We start from the raw sequence: 18,282 nt of genomic DNA on the forward strand, positions 1-18,282 counted from the left end.
GCTTTCCATAAGCGCACCGGCGCTGCTGGATGCCGAGCCCCCTGCCCTGCCGGACCCGGACGCAGCCAACCGCGCCTCGGCCCCGCAGCCGCAGCTTGCCAAAACGGTCGCCCTCGAAGCCGAGAAGGCCGACGAGTCAGGCCAGAACGACGGTGACGAGACCACCGAAGCCAGGACGGCTGAAACCGAGAAGGCCGAGAAGCCGAAGTCGCGCCGTCGCCGCAGCCGCAAACCTGCGGCCGCCAGGGACAAGGCCAAGAGCGAGCAGGCCAGCAGCGAGGCCGAAACGGGTGAAGCAACCCCCGCCGAGACCAAGCCAGCCGAAGAGCAGCCACCGGCTAACTCCAGCCCGGCCGAGGTGACGGCAGAGGAAGTTCCTGAGCCGGCCAAGCCAGAGCCGGAACCGGCAAAGGACAAGCCTGCAGACTCCAAAAAGGCGGTGAAGGCTGACAAGACCGAGTCCAAGGCCGAGACAGAGACGTCACCGGTGAACCCTGACCCCGCGCCTGAGCCGGAAGCAGCCTCCGAGACCGACAGCCCTGCTGCCGCCGTCTACGATCCCGACAAGCCGCTTGCGAGCGAGCCTGTCCTGGTCAATGAAGAGGGCGAGAAAGCCAAAGCTGAGGACAAGCCGAAGAAACGCGGCTGGTGGTCCCGCGGGCGCTAGTCCATCAGATTTTCAAGAACAGATCCTGAGCCCCATCCCGGTCTTCCGGGGTGGGGCTTTTCATTCAGTCGGATGTTTCGCCAGCCTTGGCGGCTGCGATCCGGGCCCGGGCAATGCGCTCGGCCACAAAGTTGGTCGGCTGGCCGTTGCTGAGCGCCTCGTCGAGGACTTCGCCCAGCGTCTCGATCAGGATGTTGAGCTTGCCCATCACCCAGTTACGTGAATAGGCGCCCGAGATCTCGGCCGCGACATTGATGATGCCCCCGCCATTGATGACATAGTCGGGCGCATAGAGAATGCCGCTCTCCTTGAGGGCGGCGTCCATGTCGGGACTTGCCAGCTGATTGTTTGCGCCGCCAGCCACGACTTTCGCTTTCAGGCGCGGCAGCGTTGCCTTGCTGATGACAGCCCCAAGGGCGTTGGGCGAGAAGATGTCGGCATCAACGTCATAGATGTCATCGGTCTTGATCATGGTCGCGCCCGTCCGCTTGCATACGTCATCGAGCGCGTCCTCGTCGACATCGCAAACAAAGAGCTTGGCGCCTTCCTTGGCGAGGTGATCGCAGAGATAGCCGCCGACCGAACCAACGCCCTGAACGGCAATCGTGCGTCCGGAGAGGTCATCGCTGCCGAAAGCGCGGGCGGCGCAGGCTTTGATGCCGCGATAGACGCCCAGCGCCGTGATAGGCGAGGGGTCGCCACTCGCGGCCTCGCCACTGTCGAGGCCGGCTACATATCTCGTCTGCCGGGCGACCATGGCCATGTCATGGGTATCCACTCCGACATCCTCGGCGGTGTAATAGGCTCCGTTCAGCGACTCCACGGCCCGCCCGAAAGCCTCGAACAGCGCTTCCGACTTGTCGGTCTTCGAATTGCCCCAGATGACGGCCTTGCCGCCGCCGAGCGGAAGCCCGGCCATGGCATTCTTGAAGCTCATCCCCTGGGAGAGACGCAGCGCATCGCGAAACGCCTGCTCGCCTGTCTCATAGTGCCACATCCGGCAGCCGCCGGCGGCTGGACCGCGTGCTGTGGAATGCACTGCAATAATTGCGCGCAGGCCGCTTTCTTCATCTTCGAAAAAGTGCACGCCTTCATGCCGGTCATATGAGGGATGGTCGAACATCGATTACTCCTGCAACTGTGATTGCGGCTTAGCGCCCCGACAGGCACAGTCAACCCGACACATTATCCTGCGGGAATGTTTGACGCACGAGATGGAAAGTCTGCCGAAGGATTTTCCAAAAATGACAGAATATCGGCAAAAACCATGTCCGCCTGAAGATCTCTCAGGAGCATATGGTAACCATCCTGATAGTACGCTGTGCGCACATGCTCCGGCAGGATGCGGAGTGTACGCTTCATCGCTGCCGGCGGAATGACAATGTCCTTCGCCCCGTAAGTCACCAGGGTCGGCAGCCGCTCAGGCAAGGTGGGCGCTGACTGGTGTGCCTCTTCCATAAGCGCCACGACCCCATAAACTTGGTCGATCCGGTTGTCTTTCAGCGTCAACGGGTCTTCCCAGAGGTCGCGCAGCATCTCGATATTGTCCGACGGTTCGATCTTCACCCCGCGCGGCGGGCGCACAACCCAGGCGGGGCGGACATGCGCGGACAGCCACAGACTGCCGCTATAGAGCCAGTTGAGTGCGCCCCAGCCGCGCAGGCCCGGTCCGGACAGGATCAACCGGTCGACCCCTTCGGGCGGGGCCTCGGACCCAAACGTGGTCATCGCCACGGCGCCGCCCATGGAAATCCCGATCACGGCCAGCGGCGTATCCGGATGCCGGGCCTTGGCGAGCATGATGGCGGTTCGCAAGTCCTGACGCATGAGTTGCGGCTCCGGCCATATGCCCGGTTCCGGCGAGCGTCCGAAGCCGCGCTGATCATAGGCATAGGTGGTCACCCCGCGCTCGGCCAGCCATGGCGCGATCATGTGGAAGGCATTGGCGTAATCGTTCATGCCGTGAAGGCCGACCACGATAAAATCGGGCTCCGTTGTATCAGCTTGCCAGACCGTCAGCCCAAGCCTGGCCCCGTCAAAGCTCACAAACTCATTGGCATCGGGCGAGAAGTGCGGGGTCACGATCGTATCCGGTTGAAGCGATTCCTGTAGCCGTGGCGTGGCACAGCCAGCGACAAGACAAAGCAATAAGCCAAGCGCGAGCCATCTCATAGCCGGGCCCTCACCATATCCCGCAAGACCGGCAGCACCTCGCCCTCGAACCACGAATTTTTCTTGAGCCAACCATTGTTGCGCCAGCTTGGATGCGGGGTCGGTAGCACACCATGGTTCTCAAGATAGGTTCGCCAGTGCATCACGGTTTCCGTCAGCGTTCTCTTCCGGGCGGCGCCCAGATGCCAGGATTGCGCATAGCCGCCGATCGCCAGGACGAGGTCGACCTGCGGCAGGCGCTCCATCAGACCCGGCCGCCAGGTCGGCGCACAGACCTTCATCGGCGGCAGGTCGCCGCCCTTGGCATCATAACCGGGAAAGCAGAAGCCCATGGGTGCAATCGCGATCCGGCTCTCATCATAGAACTCCTCGTCGCTGACGCCCATCCAGGTCCGCAGCCGGTCGCCTGACGGGTCGGCAAACGGCTTCGACAGCTTGTCGGCCAGATTACCGGGCGCCTGGCCGGCAACCAGTATCCGGGCGGTCGTCGTCGCCCGGATGATCGGGTTGGGCGCGCGCTGCATGGCGTCCTCACACAGACGGCACGCGCGAACCTGTTTCAGGAAGGGCTGCAGATCGTTGGTCACGCCTGAAAAATGCCCCTGCCCCCGGTAAGTTCAAGCGGATCTGTCATGCTCAGCCGCTTGCTTGTCCCGTTTGAAGGGCTGTGCAACAAAATCAGGCAATAGATATGGGAGATTCTCCAATGAGATCCTGGCTGGTCACAACTGTTGCCGCCATCGCGCTGGCAGCCTGCTCGCAGGCGAGCAACGACACCGAAACCACTGAGGCTGAAGGCGCAGACGCCAATGCTGCGGCCGAAACACCGGAAACCACCGATGGCGCGGAGTCGACGGAAACAGCGGACACCGCGTCTGGCGATATTCTCCTCCCGCTGCCGGAAGAGACGTCGGCAGAGATCACGGCCGACGATCTCGCCGTACGCATCGAGACACTCGCCAGTGACACCTATGAAGGCCGCGGGCCTGGCTCGGAAAAAGGGGAAAAGGCGGCTGACTGGATCGCGGCCGAGATGGGCCGGGTCGGCCTTGAGCCCGGCGGCGAGAACGGCTCCTGGTTCCAGACGGTCAATATGGTCGAGCAGACCCTCGACGAAGGCGCGTCCAGCCTGACCTTCGAAGGCGGCGCGTCCGGTGAGGCCATGCCCATGACGCTCAAGGAACAGGCCGTCATGTGGACCAAACGCCAGAACGCCAATGAACTCGAATTCGACGATTCCGATCTGGTTTTCGTCGGCTATGGCGTTGTCGCTCCGGAATATGACTGGAACGACTATGCAGACCTCGATGTCGAGGGAAAGACGGTCGTCATCCTCGTCAACGATCCGGGCTTTGCCCGCGGCACCGACGACCTCTTCAAGGGCAAGGCGATGACCTATTATGGCCGCTGGACCTACAAGTATGAAGAAGCGGCTCGTCAGGGTGCGACAGGCGCCATCATCGTCCACGAAACCGCGCCGGCCGCCTATGGCTGGGACGTGGTGAAGAACTCCTGGTCCGGCGCACAGGCCGACCTCGTTCGCCCGAATGGCGGCGCAGACCGGGCCATGTATGAGGGCTGGGTGACGCTGGACGTCGCCAAGAAACTCTTCGAGGAAGCCGGTCTCGATTTCGAGGCACAGAAGCAAGCCGCCAAGGAGCCGGGCTTTACCGCCGTCGACATGGGCGACCTGACGGCCTCGGGCAAGCTGGTTCAGTCGATCACCAAGATGGAATCCCGCAACGTGGTCGGCGTGCTTCCGGGCACCGAAACGCCCGACGAGTACATGCTCTACACCGCCCACTGGGACCATCTCGGCAAGAAGTCGGGTGAGAAGACCGGCGCTGCGGGCGAGGACTTCTACCGCGATGACATCTTCAACGGCGCCGTCGACAATGCCACGGGTGTCGCCGCGATGCTGGACATTGCCGAAGCCATGGCCACCGAGGAGCATCCTCGGTCCGGGCTGTTCGTGTCCGTCACGCTCGAGGAATCCGGGCTGCTCGGCTCGAAATATTATGCCGAGAACCCGACCGTGCCGCTCAGCGATATCGTCGCCGGTGTGAACATGGACGCCCTGCTGCCAGTCGGACGCACCAAGGACATGGTCGTGATCGGCTATGGCGCCTCCGAACTGGAAGGCATCCTGGAGTCCAAGATCGAAGCTCAGGACCGTACCATAAAGCCGGACACAAAGCCGGAAGCCGGCTACTTCTATCGCTCAGACCACATCTCCTTCGCCAAGAAAGGCGTGCCGATGCTGTATGCGGATGGGGGCGTCGACAAGCGCGATGGCGGGGAAGCCGCCGGCATGGCAATGGCCGAAGCCTATACCGTCCAGCGCTATCACAAGCCCATGGATGAGTATTCCGATGACTGGGACCTGTCCGGCATGGTCGAGGATGTCCAGGCGCTGTATCAGGTCGGCCTCGAAATCATCAATTCCGACGAGTGGCCCACCTGGTATGAGGGCAACGAGTTCGAGGCGGCCCGCAAGGAGTCGCTGGCCAACAGCGAAGACTAGGCCTTGCTCTCCTATCAACACGGCTTTCATGCAGGAAACAGGGCGGATGTGTTCAAGCACGCCGTCCTGTTTTCGATTCTGCAAATTGCGGCGCAGGCGCGGCATCCATGGCTCTATATCGAGACGCATGCCGCGGCCGGCACCTACGACCTGACCGATAACCAGGCCCGCAAGACGGGCGAGGCAGAGGAAGGCGTCGGCCGTCTGCTCGACATGAAGTCTCCGCCGGAGGCGCTTCAGCCCTGGCTGGACTATGTGCGCGGCCGCACCATTCGCAACTATCCGGGCTCCCCTGCCCTTGCCCGCCAGTGCCTGCGCGATCAGGATCGGATGATCTTCTTCGAGAAGCACCCGGCGGAATATGAAAAGCTCTCCAAATCGCTGTCAGGCGATATGCGCACGCGCGCCCTGAAGGAAGACGGCTACAAGGGCGCCCTCACCCTGCAGCCGCGCAGCAAGGAACGGCTGCTGGCCTTCCTCGACCCGAGTTATGAGACAGAACGCGACATGGAGGCGCTGGCCGAATGGCTCCCGCGGGCGATGAAGCGGTGGCCGAAAGCGGCCTTCCTGATCTGGCTCCCCCTTTTCAAGGATGAGCGCGAACAGGAGTTCGGCCAGTTTCTCTCCAGCCTGGATTTTGGCTTTGTCGCCGGCGCACACTGGCGCCCGGACTCCGACAAGGACACAGCCCTTGCCGGCTCGGCCATGATCGGCTTGCGCACGACCCCAGCCATGGCACGGCCGGCCTATGCGATTGCGGAAGCCCTCGACGCGCTGTGGGCGCGCTGATCAGGCGGCTTTCGGATCGGCCTTGTGACCGTCATCGATGACGGCCGATTGCGGCAGGGTCAGAACGGCGGTCGTCCCGACCCCAAGGCGTGATTTCAGCGTCACCTCACCCGACAACAGACGCGCCAGATGACGGCACAGGGTCAGCCCCAGTCCTGTCCCGCCATACTGCCGGTCGAGGTTCGAGTCGCCTTGATAGAAAGCCTCGAAGACCCGTTCGAGCTTGCTTTCGGCAATCCCGCAACCAAAGTCGCGCACCGCGATGAAGGGGTTGCCGTCATCGTCCAGGCCGGCCCGGATGACCACCTTCTGGCCCGGTCGATTGAACCGGATCGCATTGGTGATGAGGTTGATCAGGATACGCTTCAGCGCCGTCTCGTCCGTCATCAGCGTGGAGAGCTTGGAGGAAACGGCCACATCGAACGTATCGAGGGTGGACTTGTTCTCGAAACCGGCGGCCAACGTAATGGCTTCGGTAAGGACGGTCTTGGTGTCGATAGCCGTCGGATTGATTGCGATCCGGTCCAGGCCGACCTTGGAATAGTCGATGATGTCATTGATGAGCTTCAGGAGGTGCGTGCCGCTGGTGTGGATATTGTCGGCATATTCGCGCACATCGGCCTCTGACAGACGGATCTTGGAGTCGCCCTTCATCAGCTTCGAGAAGCCGAGAATGATGTTCATGGGCGTGCGCAGCTCGTGGCTCATCGTCGAGAGGAACCGGCTCTTGGCCGCATCCGCCTCGACGGCTTCGCGCTGAGCCTCGATCAGCTCGCGCTCGCGCGTCTTGAGCGCGGTGATGTCGGTATGCACCACCACGGCGCCGCCCTTGCTGGTCGGCCGGCTCGAACGCATCAGCCAACGGCCGTTCTTGAGCAGCACAGGGACGCTGTCATCGCCGGTATTGAAGTCCGGCTTCTCACCGCCGAACCAATCGCGGTGGCGGGCATTGGCGATCAGCAACTGGTCATCGGCATCGTAGAAGGCAAAGGCGTCGTTCGAGGATTCGATGGCGTCGGCCAGCAGCTCGCGCGAGGACTCGCTCTGCATCGCCTGCTCGATCATGTCGAAGATCAGCCGGTAGTTGCGCGCGCCGCCAATCAGAAGCGCGGCCGTGAACGACAGCGCCAGCAAGGTCACTTCCAGCGCGAAGGGCGAGTTGAGAATGATGTTGATGGTGAGCATCACCGTCACGCTGCCGATCAGGAAGCGGCTGCCCACACGCGCCACAGGCCCGAGGATCGACATCGTGCCGGCGCCCATGCCGGCGATCACGATACAGATGAAGAGGTTGGCCAGCTGGTTGTCGGAATGGAAGAGATACGCCGATCCGCCCCAGATCACGCCAAGCACAACCGACGAGGCTTCCGCCTTGCGCAGGAGGCGCACCGAGACCCGGCCCGTATTCTTGCGTTTCGAGAAACGCCACCAGGAATAGACCTGCATCGCTGAATAGAGCAGAACTGGCACAAACCAGACGGCGACTTTCCAGAATGCGACATATTGCAGGAAAGCGACCGAAAAGATCGTTCCGTTGACCAGATTGATAATGGCCATCGGCACAAGCAACCGCACGAGAAGCGACTGCATTTCGCCATACACACGGTATTCCACTGGCGTCTGAGGCGCCGGTAGTCGGTCAAACAAGAGTTTGATCCAGGAATGACTGGTTGCGGGCATGGCCATTGAAATACCGCTACACAAACATTCTTAACTTCCCGCAAAACAAAGCAGTCCAAATGATTTGAATACATTGAGAGGTTGGATAACGGCTCTTAATACTGCCTTGGCGTGTTCGGGCAGATTTTGTGGCCTGCGTCTTGCGAACCCGCAGTAGAGTTATGAAGCATTCCGCATCCCTTCCCAGCGTAGGCATTATCGGCGGCGGCCCGGCAGGGCTCAGCCTTGCCCGCCTGCTTCATGAGAGCGGCGCCTTCACCCCGACCGTCTTCGAATCCGAGGCCAGGCCCGGCGGCAAATCCTTCTCATTCATTCACGGCGAATCGGTTGTCGAAATGGGCACCTGCTACACCACGCGTGCCCACCATCGCGTGCTGGACTGGATGGGCCAGGCCGACATCGATCTGCGCCCCCTGGGCGAGCAGCTTTTCGATGGGGAGGACTTCCTCGATTATGTCAAACGCGGGCCCGGCGCCCCGCTGGCCGTGCAGACGCTGCGCTTCCTTCTGGCCCGCCGCAGGCTTGTCTCGGCGCTCAAGCGAAAAGCGATCCCGCACTGGGCCGAGGTCGAGGCCGCACAGCCGGTCAGCGAATGGCTGCGCCGGCGCAAGCTGCACAAGATCGAGCGCTTCATGTACCGCTCGCTCACCAATCTCGGCTATGGCTTTGTCGACGAAACCCCGACGGTCCAGGCTCTGCGCTGGAACGATCTGGACCTTATCCTGACCGGTCTGCTGAAACAGCTGAAGATGCCGGTCCAGGGCTGGACGACTTTCTGGGAAGGCGCATCCGCCGGACTGGATGTGCGGCTGGGCCAGCCCGTAAAGCGGCTTGACCGCAGCGGCGACAAACCCGTCATCGTGACGGCGGAAGGTGCCGAGCAGGCCTTCGATATGGTGGTCTGCTCCATCCCGCTCGACGATCTCGCCCGCATCGCCACGCTCAGCGAGAATGAGCAGGCCGTCGCCGACGCGATCCACTGGAATGGCTATACGACAACGCTGGTCGCGGTGGAGGACTGGTTCACCGACGTTCAGGTGCAGGCCTATAGCAGTGCTGTCCTGCCCGGCTCGCCCCGCGGGCGTATGCTTTCAGCCCGCCTCGACGGGCATGAAGCTGACCTTGGCGGCCACCTCTATCTCACCGGCCAGCTGACCGGCGATTATACCGGCCCGGAACTCGAAGAACTTCTACGTGCCGAGATCACGGAACGCGGCGGCCATCCGGTCAACGTCATCCTGCAAAAGCGCTGGAAGTATTTCGCCCGATACGACCGCACCGCCGTCGAGAACGGCCTGCTCAGACGCCTGCGCGACATGCAGGGCGAACAGGACACCTGGTACACCGGCTCCACCTTCTCCCACGAGGCTGTTTCCAACATCGTCAATTTCAACGCCAAACTGGTGCAGAATATGCAGGGCACGGGATAATCAGCTATCCATGGCCATGTCCCGATGAACCTTTTCCTCCGCCTCCTCATGACCTTCATCCGGGCCAGACTGTCGAAAGAGACCCCGGGCCTGTTCGAGACAACGCGGATCCGCTCGCGCGTCATGCTGACCGATCAGGACATGTTCGCCCATATGACGAACAGCCGGTATTTCTCCTTCAGCGATCTCGCCATCATCAACTACATCGTGCGCACCGGCTGCTGGACCAAACTGCGCAAGCAAGGCTGGTTTCCGGTGGTCTGTTCGGAATCGGTCACCTTTGCCCGCATGCTGCGGGCCCATCAGGCTTTCACCGTGGAAACCCGGCTCGTCGGGTGGACCGACACCTATATCTGCCTCGAACACTGTTTCCTGCGGGGCAAGAAGGAAACTGCGACGGTGCGCATCGTTGCCCGCTTTGCCAGCCGCAAGAAGGACCGCGTCCTGATGGAGGATGTGACCGCCCTGCTCGGCGTCGAGGACGCTTCGCCGGAGCTGCCGGACACCTATCTCGGCATGATCGACGACGTCCAGGAGGCACGCACCCGCAAGAGCGAGGCGAAAGCCGTCCCGGCCTGACACGTATCACACAGGCGCGTTCAGCTCCCCCGGCAGGTCCGAGACAAGCCGGCTGATCATCTCCTCGACCTTCGGCAGCGTGTGCATCCGGCGCGGATAGATCGCCCAGATTGGCTCCGGCGCCTCCTCATTTTCTGGAAGCAGACGCACGAGACTGCCGTCGCGCAGGAAGCTCGCGACATACAGCATCGGCAGCTGGCATATGCCCATCCCGGCCACGGTCGCGTCGAGAATGGCCGCACTGCTGGAGCAGCGCCAGCGCCCGGCCGGCTCATAGGTCACCGGGCCGTCATCATTCCTGAAATGCCAATGGGCGGAATTGCCGATCAGGCAGACATGCTCCTGCAAGTCCGCAATGGAGGACGGCTGGCCGTGCGCGGCCAGATAGGATGGCGCCGCGCAGAGCAGGAAGCGGCGTGTGCCGACCTGCTGGCCGATCAGTCGGCTGTCTCCGATATGCCCGGTGCGGATGCCGAGATCATAGCCCTCCCCGATCAGGTCCACGAGCCGGTTCGACAGGTCGAGACGGATCGAGATCCGCGGATACTGTTCGGCAAAACGGCGCGTGATGGGCGCCACATAGCGTTCGCCAAGCGAAACCGAGCACGTAATGCACAACTCGCCCTGCGGCTCGTCATCCCCCCGCACAAGCGCCAGGGCCGCATCGCGCTCCTGGATCAGCCGGCGGGCACGCACGATCAGCTCCTCACCGGCATGTGTGGGCCGCACGGTCCGTGTCGTGCGAAAGAAGAGCGGCACCATGACCCGGTCTTCCAGCGCGGCAACGGCCCGGCTCACATGCGAGGTGGAGACCCCGAGCAGGCGCGAGGCGCCTACGAAGCTGCCAGTATCGCCGACCGCGACGAGTTCTTCCAGGCCCTGCCAGTTCCGGTCCATGTTATCCCAATACAGCAACAAACAGTTTCAAAATACGTGGTTTATCCCAGTTTCCTTCGCGTAGTATAGGGAAATGCACACAGAAAGATCGGAAGGATCGCGACCATGAAAACCCGCGCCGCTGTTGCGTTTGAACCGAAAAAGCCACTTGAGATCGTCGAGCTGGATCTGGAAGGCCCGAAGGAAGGCGAGGTCATGATCGAGATCATGGCCACCGGCATCTGCCATACCGACGCTTATACGCTCGACGGGCTGGACTCCGAAGGCATCTTCCCGAGTGTGCTCGGCCATGAAGGTGCCGGCGTCGTGCGCGAAGTTGGCGCCGGCGTGACCAGCGTGAAGCCGGGCGACCACGTCATCCCGCTATACACGCCGGAATGCCGCCAGTGCAAAAGCTGCCTGTCGGGCAAGACCAATCTCTGCACCGCGATCCGGGCGACCCAGGGCAAGGGCCTGATGCCGGACGGCACGAGCCGCTTCTCCTATAAGGGCCAGACCATCCACCATTATATGGGCTGCTCGACCTTCTCCAATTACACCGTCCTGCCAGAAATCGCCGTTGCCAAGATCGATCCGGACGCGCCCTTCGACAAGACCTGTTATGTCGGCTGCGGCGTCACCACGGGCGTCGGCGCCGTCACCAACACCGCCAAGGTCACGCCCGGCTCGAATGTCATTGTCTTCGGCCTCGGCGGCATTGGCCTCAACGTCATCCAGGGCTGCAAGATGGTTGGCGCGGACATGATCGTCGGTGTCGACATCAACCCGGACAAGGAAGAATGGGGCCGCCGCTTCGGCATGACCCACTTCGTCAATCCGAAAGACGTCTCCGGCGACATCGTCTCCCACCTGGTCGAGCTGACCGGCGGGGGCGGCGACTATACGTTCGACTGCACCGGCAATACCGACGTCATGCGCCAGGCGCTGGAAGCCTGCCATCGCGGCTGGGGCGAGAGCATCATTATCGGTGTCGCCGAAGCCGGCAAGGAAATCGCGACCCGGCCCTTCCAGCTGGTCACAGGCCGCGTCTGGAAAGGCTCCGCCTTTGGTGGCGCAAGGGGCCGCACGGATGTGCCGAAAATCGTCGAATGGTACATGAAGGGCAAAATCGAGATCGACCCGATGATCACCCACGTCCTGAAGCTCGAGGACATCAATAAGGGCTTCGACCTGATGCATGCCGGAGAAAGCATCCGCAGCGTGGTGGTCTACTAGGAAGCGGGTTGGCGCGCACGAGGCTGTCTCGTGCCCAGCCAGCCACGCTCGAGATAGAGGCCGGGGCCCAGTGCCCCGGCCTTTTGTTTTACTCTTCCGGCGCGATCGTGATCCGGATCTGGCCGAGGTCGTCGGTCACCGGGATCTGGCATGACAGGCGCGAACGCTCCGTGCGGTGCTCGGCGAAATCCAGCAGATCCTCCTCATCGAGATCCATGGGCGGTATGGCGTCCGCATTGGCTTCCTCGACATAGACATGGCACGTCGCGCATGAGCAGCAGCCGCCGCATATGGCCTGGATTTCATCGAAGCCGTTCTCGCGCAGGGTCTCCATGAGCGACAGGCCCTGCTCGACCTCGATCGAGCGCGTCGTACCGCTGCGATCTGTAACCGTGATTTGAACCATAAAGTTTTTCCAACCTGCAAAACTGGTGTGAAGGCCTGCCCAGTGCCCGGTTCGACCCGGCGGGCAGACAAGGAAACGGCAAGCTGCGGCCGCCACAGCGTGACGGCCTGCAGCCTGACCGGCTTTCATGGTGGCGCAGATGAAGCGCGCACCACACTCGACACGATGGCGTGCCGGATATCGCGTCCGGGACAGGCCAAACGGGAGGTATGCCCTGCCCCGGACGCGCGCCGCTATTCAGCGGCAACCGCAGCCTCTTCCTGCTCCTCGGCGGCCATGCGCGCGAACATGCGCAGGACCCGGATGCCGCCCTCATCGGTCTTGATGATCTTCTCGCGGAAGTTCGGGCGGTGATCGCGTGCGACGATCTCCTCGATATCCTCGAGCGCGACCTTGTCTTCCATGAAGGCCCCCTCGCCGACCGTGCGCATGCCTTCGCGCAGTTCCTCGGTGTCGACCGCTTCATCATAGGCAATGGCCCAGAGATAGTGGGTCGAGGTCTGCGTTTCCGGCGTCATGATATGGATGACGTGCTGGACGTCGCGCTTGGGGGGCTCGGAGGCGTCCGTGGTGATCTGCGTGCCGACATGCATGCCCGGGATCTGCACCAGGTGCTGTGCCTCGCGGTTCATCGGCGCCTTCAGTGCCGCTGCCTCGACAAAGGCCGGCGGCAGGTCGGCATCCTCATGGATCTCGCGCTGGCGGATCATATTGCCGTCTTCTTCGATCTTTGAAGGCGCGGCAGCATGTTCGGGCCGGGCGATGTTCCACTTGGCGTGCAGGAACGCAAAGTGCGAAAGGTCCATCAGGTTCTCGTGAAGGCCGAGATAGTTGGCCTTCATGTACATGTAGCCTTTCACATGCGTCCAGCCGGGCGAGGTGCACCAGTCCTGATAGATCATGCGGGAATAGTCCGGATTGGCCGGATCGCCCATCCAGATCCACAGGAACGGCCCGTCCTCGACCAGCGGATAGGCATCGAGACGGATCGAGCGCGGCGCGGCATTGAGCGCCGGCACCAGCCCGCACGAGCCGTCCGGATTGAACTCGATGCCGTGATAGCCGCAAACGATCCGGTCGCCCTTGATCGTCCCCGTGTGCAGCGGGAAGGAGCGATGCGGGCAGCGGTTCTGCACCGCGACCGCCGTGCCATCCTGCGTACGGTAGAAGACAATGTCCTCCTCAAGAATGGTGCGCCGCATGGGCTCGCGCGTGATCTCGTCGGAAAACGCGGCGACGTACCAGTAATTCCGCAAGAGCGGCGTGTTGCGATCGGCGACCCCGGTCGATTTACTTCCAATTTTCATTTTCTTGTCTGCTTGCTGTTGCATGGTCCCTTCTCCTTTCATGTTGGGCACCGAAGACGTGTGGAGCGGTCACCCCGCCCGCCCCCTGTTAAAAATCCTTCGCGAGTGTGAAGCCGTAGGTTCGCGGCGGCGCATAGGCGGCCGAATCCTTGAGCGGCCCCGCCTGCAGGAATGTGTAATAGCGCTCGTCCGTGAGGTTCCTGGCCCAGAGGCGGACGCTCATCCCATTGTCCCAGCGATAGCCGGCGGACGTGTTGATCAAGCTGTAGCTCGGCTGCTCCAGCCGGTTCTCCGGATCGGAGAAGAAGCCCGAATTGTGATAGAAGCTTGCCGCCAGCGTCACCTCGCCATTCCCGGCGCGAAACGAATAGCGCGGGGCGAGGCTGAAGGTCAGGTCCGGCGCGCGCTGCGTCGTCTTGCCGGCCAGGTCTGCTGGCACGACTGCATTGCCGAACGGCGGCGCTTCATTCGGCACATAGGTCGGCCCGTTCGGAAACTCGGTATATTCGCTGTCGAGAAGGCCGATCCCGCCGGAAATATGGAAGCCGGTGCCCGCGCTGAAGGCGAAGTCGGCGTCGATCCCCTTGATCTCGGCCCCGGCGGCATTGACGACGAAGAGAGAGCCGGTCCGGGTGATGCTGACGGCCAGGTCCTGATAATCGTAGAAGAAGCCGGCGACATTGAAGGTCAGCGCGTCGAAGAAGGTCGTCTTCAGGCCGACCTCATAGGCATCGAGGACCTCCGGACGGATGGCCACCTGAGTGGCTTGCGTGCCAGGCTCCGGAAGGTTGTATCCGCCGCTCTTGAAGCCACGGCTATAGGAAATATAGCCGAGAATACCGGGCGCAAATTTGTGATCCAGGATTGCCCGGTATGTCAGCTTGTCGAAGTCATCCTCTTTTTCGAAAACCCCGCCCGGCACAGGTGTTTCAGCGAGACTCTGCGCGGAGAGTACCTGCCGGGTGGATTCGAATTCGTAAGCGTCCTGCGTATAGCGAATGCCAAGCGTGATATTCGTGGCGTCGAAGACCGCGTACGTACCCTCGGCAAAACCGGAATAGGAATCCAGTTTCTGCTTGTCCTCGAATTCGAAAGTATAGGTCGGGTCGGCGACGGCCGGATCGAAAATCAGGCCCGTCAGGCGGCCCGGGTCATACTGGCTGTTGGAGTGGAAGTAGTAGAGCCCCGTCACCCATTGCAGCGGACCGGCCGTATTCGAGACGAGGCGGACTTCCTGTGAAAAGGTCCGCGTCGGCGACGTCAGATCGAGGGTCAGGAACGGGGCAAGACTGGCATCCTGGTCGATCACCGCGTGCATGTCGGTCTTGCGGTAGGCGCTTATGCCGACGAGATCGGCAAAGGACATCTCATGATTGATGTGCAGGCTGACACCCGCCTGCTCGATCCGGGTGAGATCGCTGCCCGCCCCCGCTGTGTTGAAGTCTCCCGCGAACTCTGTGCCGCCCAGGCCAATCGTACCGGGAAAAATGCTCGGATTGGCCCCGAAATCGGACTCCAGTCTGGAATAGTCCCCCGAGATTTTGACGCTGGTCGCTTCACTCAGATTGATCAGAATCTGGGCGCGGACATTCCAGTCCTTGCTCTTCTGGGTTTCCGCCCCCGTCGTGACGGACTCGCCATAGCCTTCGGACTGCTTGCTGCCCGACAGGGCGATATTCGCCGCGATGGTCTCGCTTAGCGGGCCGGTCGCGTAAAAGTCGCCCTGTACCGTCTCATAATTTCCATAGCCCACCGAGACGCGCCCGGAGGGCTCGAGCGCGGGCTGTTTGGTCTTGATCTGGATAACCCCGCCCGTCGCATTCCGGCCAAACAGCGTGCCTTGCGGCCCCTTCAGCACCTGGACATTTTCGATATTGTCGAGCGCGAACAGGTTGGCATTGGGCGAGGCGATATAAACATCGTCGACATAGATCGCGACAGGCTGCTCGGCTCCGGCGCTGGCGGTCGCGCTGCCGACGCCACGCAGAAACGGGATGGCCGCGAACGAGCCTTGCTGGCTGAAATCCAGGGTCGGGGTTGTGACGGCAAGCGTATCGGTCGCATCGACGCCGATCAGTTCGGCTTGCTCACCGGAAATCGCCGAAACCGCGATCGGCACATCCTGAAGGCTTTCATCCCGCCGGCGCGCATTGACGATGATGACATCCAGCGTCGCGGTCTCGTCTTGCCTGGCTGTTCGTTGCGGCTTTCGCGACGGCGGTTCAGGCCGCGCCTGCGCAACTTTCCGCGGCCGTGTGGCCGCCTCTTCGCGTGGCTCGCTGGCATAGCCCCCGCCCACAAGCAGCGTGCCGTCCTCATTGACCGTATAGGCGATGCCCGCCCCGTCCAGCAGGAGGTGGATCGCCTGCTCGGTTGTGTAAGAGCCCTTGATATCCGGGCTGGTCTTGCCGCGAACATCGCGCTCCTGAAAGAAGACCTCGACGCCGCTTTGCTTGCTGAACTCCGTGAGGGCGAGGCCGAGATCCTGCTGCTTGATGGAGAGGTCGTGCGCGGCATCCTCGTCTGCATGGGCAAGGCCGCCCGCGAGAACGAGCACAGCCGCGCTGAGCATGGCGGACCTGTAGCCTTTTCTCGCCTGGTCTTGCATTGCACTCCTCCCGGGTACGCCGCCTTTTTTGTTCTGGCGTACGTCTTTCGACACCCATATTTTTTGTGGGCGTTCAATTTTTTATTGTTCTACTAGGTTCGACGCGCCAGTCGCAAAATGTTGTAAAACTTTTTTCGAAAAAGGCGTCGTGCGCTACTCGCGCCAGACCAGCGTCAGCTCCGTGGCGCCCGTGCGCTGCACCTCGACCGGTGCCATGTATTCAAGCGCGTTCAGAAAGGTCGAGGCGCGGCCGAGGTTGAAGGCGCCGGACACGCGCAGGTCGGCCAGGCGCGGATCATCGCCCAGCGCCAGCTTCTGCTTGGAATACCGGTTCATCTCGGCAATCACTTCCGACAGCAGGCGGTCGCGAAAGATGATCTTGCCGGAGCGCCAGCTTGTCATCTCCGTCACATCGACGGTCTCGACCTGCTGCTCCCGCCCAGACACGACGAGACGCTCACCCGGATGAAGGCGCACGCCGGACGCAGGTTTGGCATTCGCACCACCGCCGGCCGCCGATGGGGCGTCATCGACATCGACAAGCCCCTCAACCAGCGTGACCGCAATGCGCCTGGCCGGCTCGTAATGGACATCGAACACCGTGCCGAGCGCCATGACCTGCTTGTCACCGGCGGTAACGATGAAGGGCCGGTCGGCATCCTTGGCGACCTCGAAATAGCCCTGCCCGCGCGACAGCTCGATCTCCCGGCGGGCATCGGTAAACCGGACTTCCATCGCGGAATCGGTGTTGAGAACAACCTCGGAGCCGTCAGAGAGGGTAACCGTGGAGCGCTCGCCCACCGCCGTCTCATAGGTTTCGGCCGCGACATGGACCGGGGCTTGCGACACAGGCTCGTTCTGCGACATCAACACGGTCGTGACGGCAACAGCCGCCACCACACAGACGCAGGCGGCGACCGCCGACATGAGCGCGCCCGGCCGGCGCCATCCTGGCGCTTTATTGTCGGCATGCGCCTGGTCGATCAGCGCCTGCATGCGCGGGTCACCCAGCAGACGGTCGCCGACGGCATTGCCGCGCTGGATCCGCTCGAACACCTCGGCATGATACGGGCTCTGCGCCTTCCACGCCTCGAAGGCATAGCGGTCCTCGGGGCTCGCCTCCGGCGCGGACAGCTGCACGACCCAATAGGCGGCCATGTCTTCAACGCTGTCCTGATTGTCTTTCCGTTCCCGCGAGGTCATTTCCTATCACCAAGGGCGAGGCCCATATGTTTGGTTGCAGCCAGCAAGTGCTTGTCCACGGAACTGACAGACATCCCGAAGCGCCGGGCCGCCTCCTTGCGCCTAACCCCATCCATCCGGCAGAGCAGATAGACATCGCGCGTGCGAGACGGGAGCGCATCGAGCGCTTCCACGAACCGCTCAAAAGCTTCCTTACCTAATAAGACGCGCTCAGGGTCCAACCTTTCAAAGGAATGGACAAAATCATCGTATTCGACGTTCGAGGCCTCGCCGCGGCGGTGCGTCTTGCGCCAATGGTCGCGCCAGATATTGGCGGCGCACTGCATGAGGAAGGCTTCTGCGTTTTCGATCTCGCCTTCGCCCTGGCGTGCGGCCAGGCGGAGATAGACATCGTGCACGAGATCGTCGCAGAGATGAGCTGGCGCGCCCCGCCGCGCAAAATAGCGCCGCAAGGCCGCGCCATATTTTCTGGCGAAGAGGTCCAGTTGTATGGGCTCACCGCCCCCTGCCCTCGACTGTTTCCGATTGACACCCATGAGATCCTGCCAGGTTTGGCCGCGCGACTGGCGCAGATGACTGGTTCGCCGGATACGAACATATTTTCAGCCTGGGCGCCACTCGGCGGCGGAAACGCCTCCGGAAACAGCCGAAAAAGGATGCAATAACAAAGACATATCTGGGGGAATGGTGGGCGGTAACGGGCTCGAACCGCTGACCCTCTCGGTGTAAACGAGATGCTCTACCAACTGAGCTAACCGCCCTCTGTGTTCAGCGCTTTCTGCGGGACGTTGACGCGAAAAGCAAG

At 62.1% G+C, this 18,282-nt stretch carries 15 protein-coding genes, 1 tRNA gene and 1 pseudogene; 6 read left to right on the plus strand and 11 right to left on the minus strand.

From position 1 onward, the window contains the following. Window positions 1-667, plus strand: a pseudogene (locus B8784_RS21720) (hypothetical protein); the annotation flags it as partial. Between the two features lie 64 nt (window positions 668-731). On the opposite strand, the gene B8784_RS20435 reads toward B8784_RS21720, so the two are convergent. The 3 genes from B8784_RS20435 to B8784_RS20445 all read right to left on the minus strand — a co-directional run bounded on the left by B8784_RS20435 (window position 732) and on the right by B8784_RS20445 (window position 3,426). Beyond that, the gene (locus tag B8784_RS20435; protein ID WP_084399922.1) at window positions 732-1,790 is read right to left on the minus strand and encodes a Leu/Phe/Val dehydrogenase; all 1,059 of its coding nucleotides are present in this window, start codon (window positions 1,788-1,790) and stop codon (window positions 732-734) included. A 62-nt stretch (window positions 1,791-1,852) separates the two neighbouring features. Next, the gene (locus B8784_RS20440) at window positions 1,853-2,839 is read right to left on the minus strand and encodes an alpha/beta fold hydrolase (protein ID WP_084399923.1); all 987 of its coding nucleotides are present in this window, start codon (window positions 2,837-2,839) and stop codon (window positions 1,853-1,855) included. Further along, window positions 2,836-3,426, minus strand: a complete 591-nt coding sequence (locus tag B8784_RS20445; protein ID WP_233356265.1) for a uracil-DNA glycosylase family protein — start codon at window positions 3,424-3,426, stop codon at window positions 2,836-2,838. Before B8784_RS20445 ends, B8784_RS20440 begins: the two co-directional genes overlap by 4 nt. Before the next feature lie 119 nt (window positions 3,427-3,545). On the opposite strand from B8784_RS20445, the gene B8784_RS20450 reads away from it, so the two are divergent. Both B8784_RS20450 and rlmJ read left to right on the plus strand, forming a co-directional pair. Further along, the gene (locus tag B8784_RS20450) at window positions 3,546-5,363 is read left to right on the plus strand and encodes a M28 family metallopeptidase (RefSeq protein ID WP_084399925.1); all 1,818 of its coding nucleotides are present in this window, start codon (window positions 3,546-3,548) and stop codon (window positions 5,361-5,363) included. Window positions 5,364-5,411: 48 nt separating this feature from the next. Beyond that, entirely contained in the window at window positions 5,412-6,152 is a 741-nt protein-coding gene (gene rlmJ / locus B8784_RS20455) for a 23S rRNA (adenine(2030)-N(6))-methyltransferase RlmJ (RefSeq protein WP_158085771.1), read from the plus strand. Here rlmJ and B8784_RS20460 read toward each other — a convergent pair whose 3' ends face one another. Then, window positions 6,153-7,799, minus strand: a complete 1,647-nt coding sequence (locus B8784_RS20460; protein ID WP_158085772.1) for a sensor histidine kinase — start codon at window positions 7,797-7,799, stop codon at window positions 6,153-6,155. 194 nt (window positions 7,800-7,993) lie between these two features. Between B8784_RS20460 and B8784_RS20465 the strand changes: the two genes are divergently transcribed. Together B8784_RS20465 and B8784_RS20470 are read left to right on the plus strand one after the other, a co-directional pair. After that, on the plus strand, window positions 7,994-9,262 hold the full coding sequence (locus B8784_RS20465; protein WP_084399928.1) for an FAD-dependent oxidoreductase: 1,269 nt from the start codon (window positions 7,994-7,996) through the stop codon (window positions 9,260-9,262). Between the two features lie 24 nt (window positions 9,263-9,286). Beyond that, complete coding sequence (locus B8784_RS20470) at window positions 9,287-9,841, plus strand: acyl-CoA thioesterase (RefSeq protein WP_084399929.1); 555 nt, start codon at window positions 9,287-9,289, stop codon at window positions 9,839-9,841. 6 nt (window positions 9,842-9,847) lie between these two features. On the opposite strand, the gene B8784_RS20475 is transcribed toward B8784_RS20470, so the two are convergent. Next, the gene (locus tag B8784_RS20475; RefSeq protein WP_084399930.1) at window positions 9,848-10,738 is read right to left on the minus strand and encodes a LysR family transcriptional regulator; all 891 of its coding nucleotides are present in this window, start codon (window positions 10,736-10,738) and stop codon (window positions 9,848-9,850) included. A gap of 105 nt (window positions 10,739-10,843) precedes the next feature. Here B8784_RS20475 and B8784_RS20480 point away from each other — a divergent pair, with 105 nt between their 5' ends. After that, a complete protein-coding gene (locus tag B8784_RS20480; protein WP_084399931.1) occupies window positions 10,844-11,953 on the plus strand; it encodes an S-(hydroxymethyl)glutathione dehydrogenase/class III alcohol dehydrogenase in 1,110 nt (369 codons plus the stop codon). An 88-nt stretch (window positions 11,954-12,041) separates the two neighbouring features. Here the strand turns inward: B8784_RS20480 and B8784_RS20485 are convergent, their stop codons facing one another. The 6 genes from B8784_RS20485 to B8784_RS20510 form a co-directional block, all read right to left on the minus strand. Then, on the minus strand, window positions 12,042-12,359 hold the full coding sequence (locus B8784_RS20485; RefSeq protein WP_084399932.1) for a 2Fe-2S iron-sulfur cluster-binding protein: 318 nt from the start codon (window positions 12,357-12,359) through the stop codon (window positions 12,042-12,044). Window positions 12,360-12,592: 233 nt separating this feature from the next. After that, on the minus strand, window positions 12,593-13,690 hold the full coding sequence (locus B8784_RS20490; RefSeq protein WP_158085773.1) for an aromatic ring-hydroxylating dioxygenase subunit alpha: 1,098 nt from the start codon (window positions 13,688-13,690) through the stop codon (window positions 12,593-12,595). A 64-nt stretch (window positions 13,691-13,754) separates the two neighbouring features. Next, window positions 13,755-16,274 (minus strand): TonB-dependent receptor domain-containing protein, encoded by a 2,520-nt coding sequence (locus B8784_RS20495; RefSeq protein WP_084399934.1) that lies wholly within the window; start codon window positions 16,272-16,274, stop codon window positions 13,755-13,757. A 153-nt stretch (window positions 16,275-16,427) separates the two neighbouring features. Beyond that, window positions 16,428-17,477, minus strand: a complete 1,050-nt coding sequence (locus B8784_RS20500; RefSeq protein ID WP_084399935.1) for a FecR family protein — start codon at window positions 17,475-17,477, stop codon at window positions 16,428-16,430. Beyond that, complete coding sequence (locus B8784_RS20505) at window positions 17,474-18,013, minus strand: RNA polymerase sigma factor (RefSeq protein ID WP_084399936.1); 540 nt, start codon at window positions 18,011-18,013, stop codon at window positions 17,474-17,476. The genes B8784_RS20500 and B8784_RS20505 overlap by 4 nt, the downstream gene beginning before the upstream one ends. A gap of 149 nt (window positions 18,014-18,162) precedes the next feature. After that, window positions 18,163-18,238, minus strand: a tRNA-Val gene (locus tag B8784_RS20510). Between the last annotated feature and the right edge of the window lie 44 nt (window positions 18,239-18,282).

Source organism: Henriciella aquimarina (assembly GCF_002088975.1).
Taxonomy (GTDB): Bacteria; Pseudomonadota; Alphaproteobacteria; order Caulobacterales; family Hyphomonadaceae; genus Henriciella; species Henriciella aquimarina.

Coding starts and splice junctions, on each gene's coding strand:
- B8784_RS20435 (WP_084399922.1), bottom strand. CDS start 1,790: ATGTTCGACCATCCCTCATATGACCGGCATGAAGGCGTGCACTTTTTC.
- B8784_RS20440 (WP_084399923.1), bottom strand. CDS start 2,839: ATGAGATGGCTCGCGCTTGGCTTATTGCTTTGTCTTGTCGCTGGCTGT.
- B8784_RS20450 (WP_084399925.1), top strand. CDS start 3,546: ATGAGATCCTGGCTGGTCACAACTGTTGCCGCCATCGCGCTGGCAGCC.
- B8784_RS20465 (WP_084399928.1), top strand. CDS start 7,994: ATGAAGCATTCCGCATCCCTTCCCAGCGTAGGCATTATCGGCGGCGGC.
- B8784_RS20470 (WP_084399929.1), top strand. CDS start 9,287: ATGAACCTTTTCCTCCGCCTCCTCATGACCTTCATCCGGGCCAGACTG.
- B8784_RS20475 (WP_084399930.1), bottom strand. CDS start 10,738: ATGGACCGGAACTGGCAGGGCCTGGAAGAACTCGTCGCGGTCGGCGAT.
- B8784_RS20480 (WP_084399931.1), top strand. CDS start 10,844: ATGAAAACCCGCGCCGCTGTTGCGTTTGAACCGAAAAAGCCACTTGAG.
- B8784_RS20485 (WP_084399932.1), bottom strand. CDS start 12,359: ATGGTTCAAATCACGGTTACAGATCGCAGCGGTACGACGCGCTCGATC.
- B8784_RS20490 (WP_158085773.1), bottom strand. CDS start 13,690: ATGCAACAGCAAGCAGACAAGAAAATGAAAATTGGAAGTAAATCGACC.
- B8784_RS20495 (WP_084399934.1), bottom strand. CDS start 16,274: ATGCAAGACCAGGCGAGAAAAGGCTACAGGTCCGCCATGCTCAGCGCG.
- B8784_RS20500 (WP_084399935.1), bottom strand. CDS start 17,477: ATGACCTCGCGGGAACGGAAAGACAATCAGGACAGCGTTGAAGACATG.
- B8784_RS20505 (WP_084399936.1), bottom strand. CDS start 18,013: ATGGGTGTCAATCGGAAACAGTCGAGGGCAGGGGGCGGTGAGCCCATA.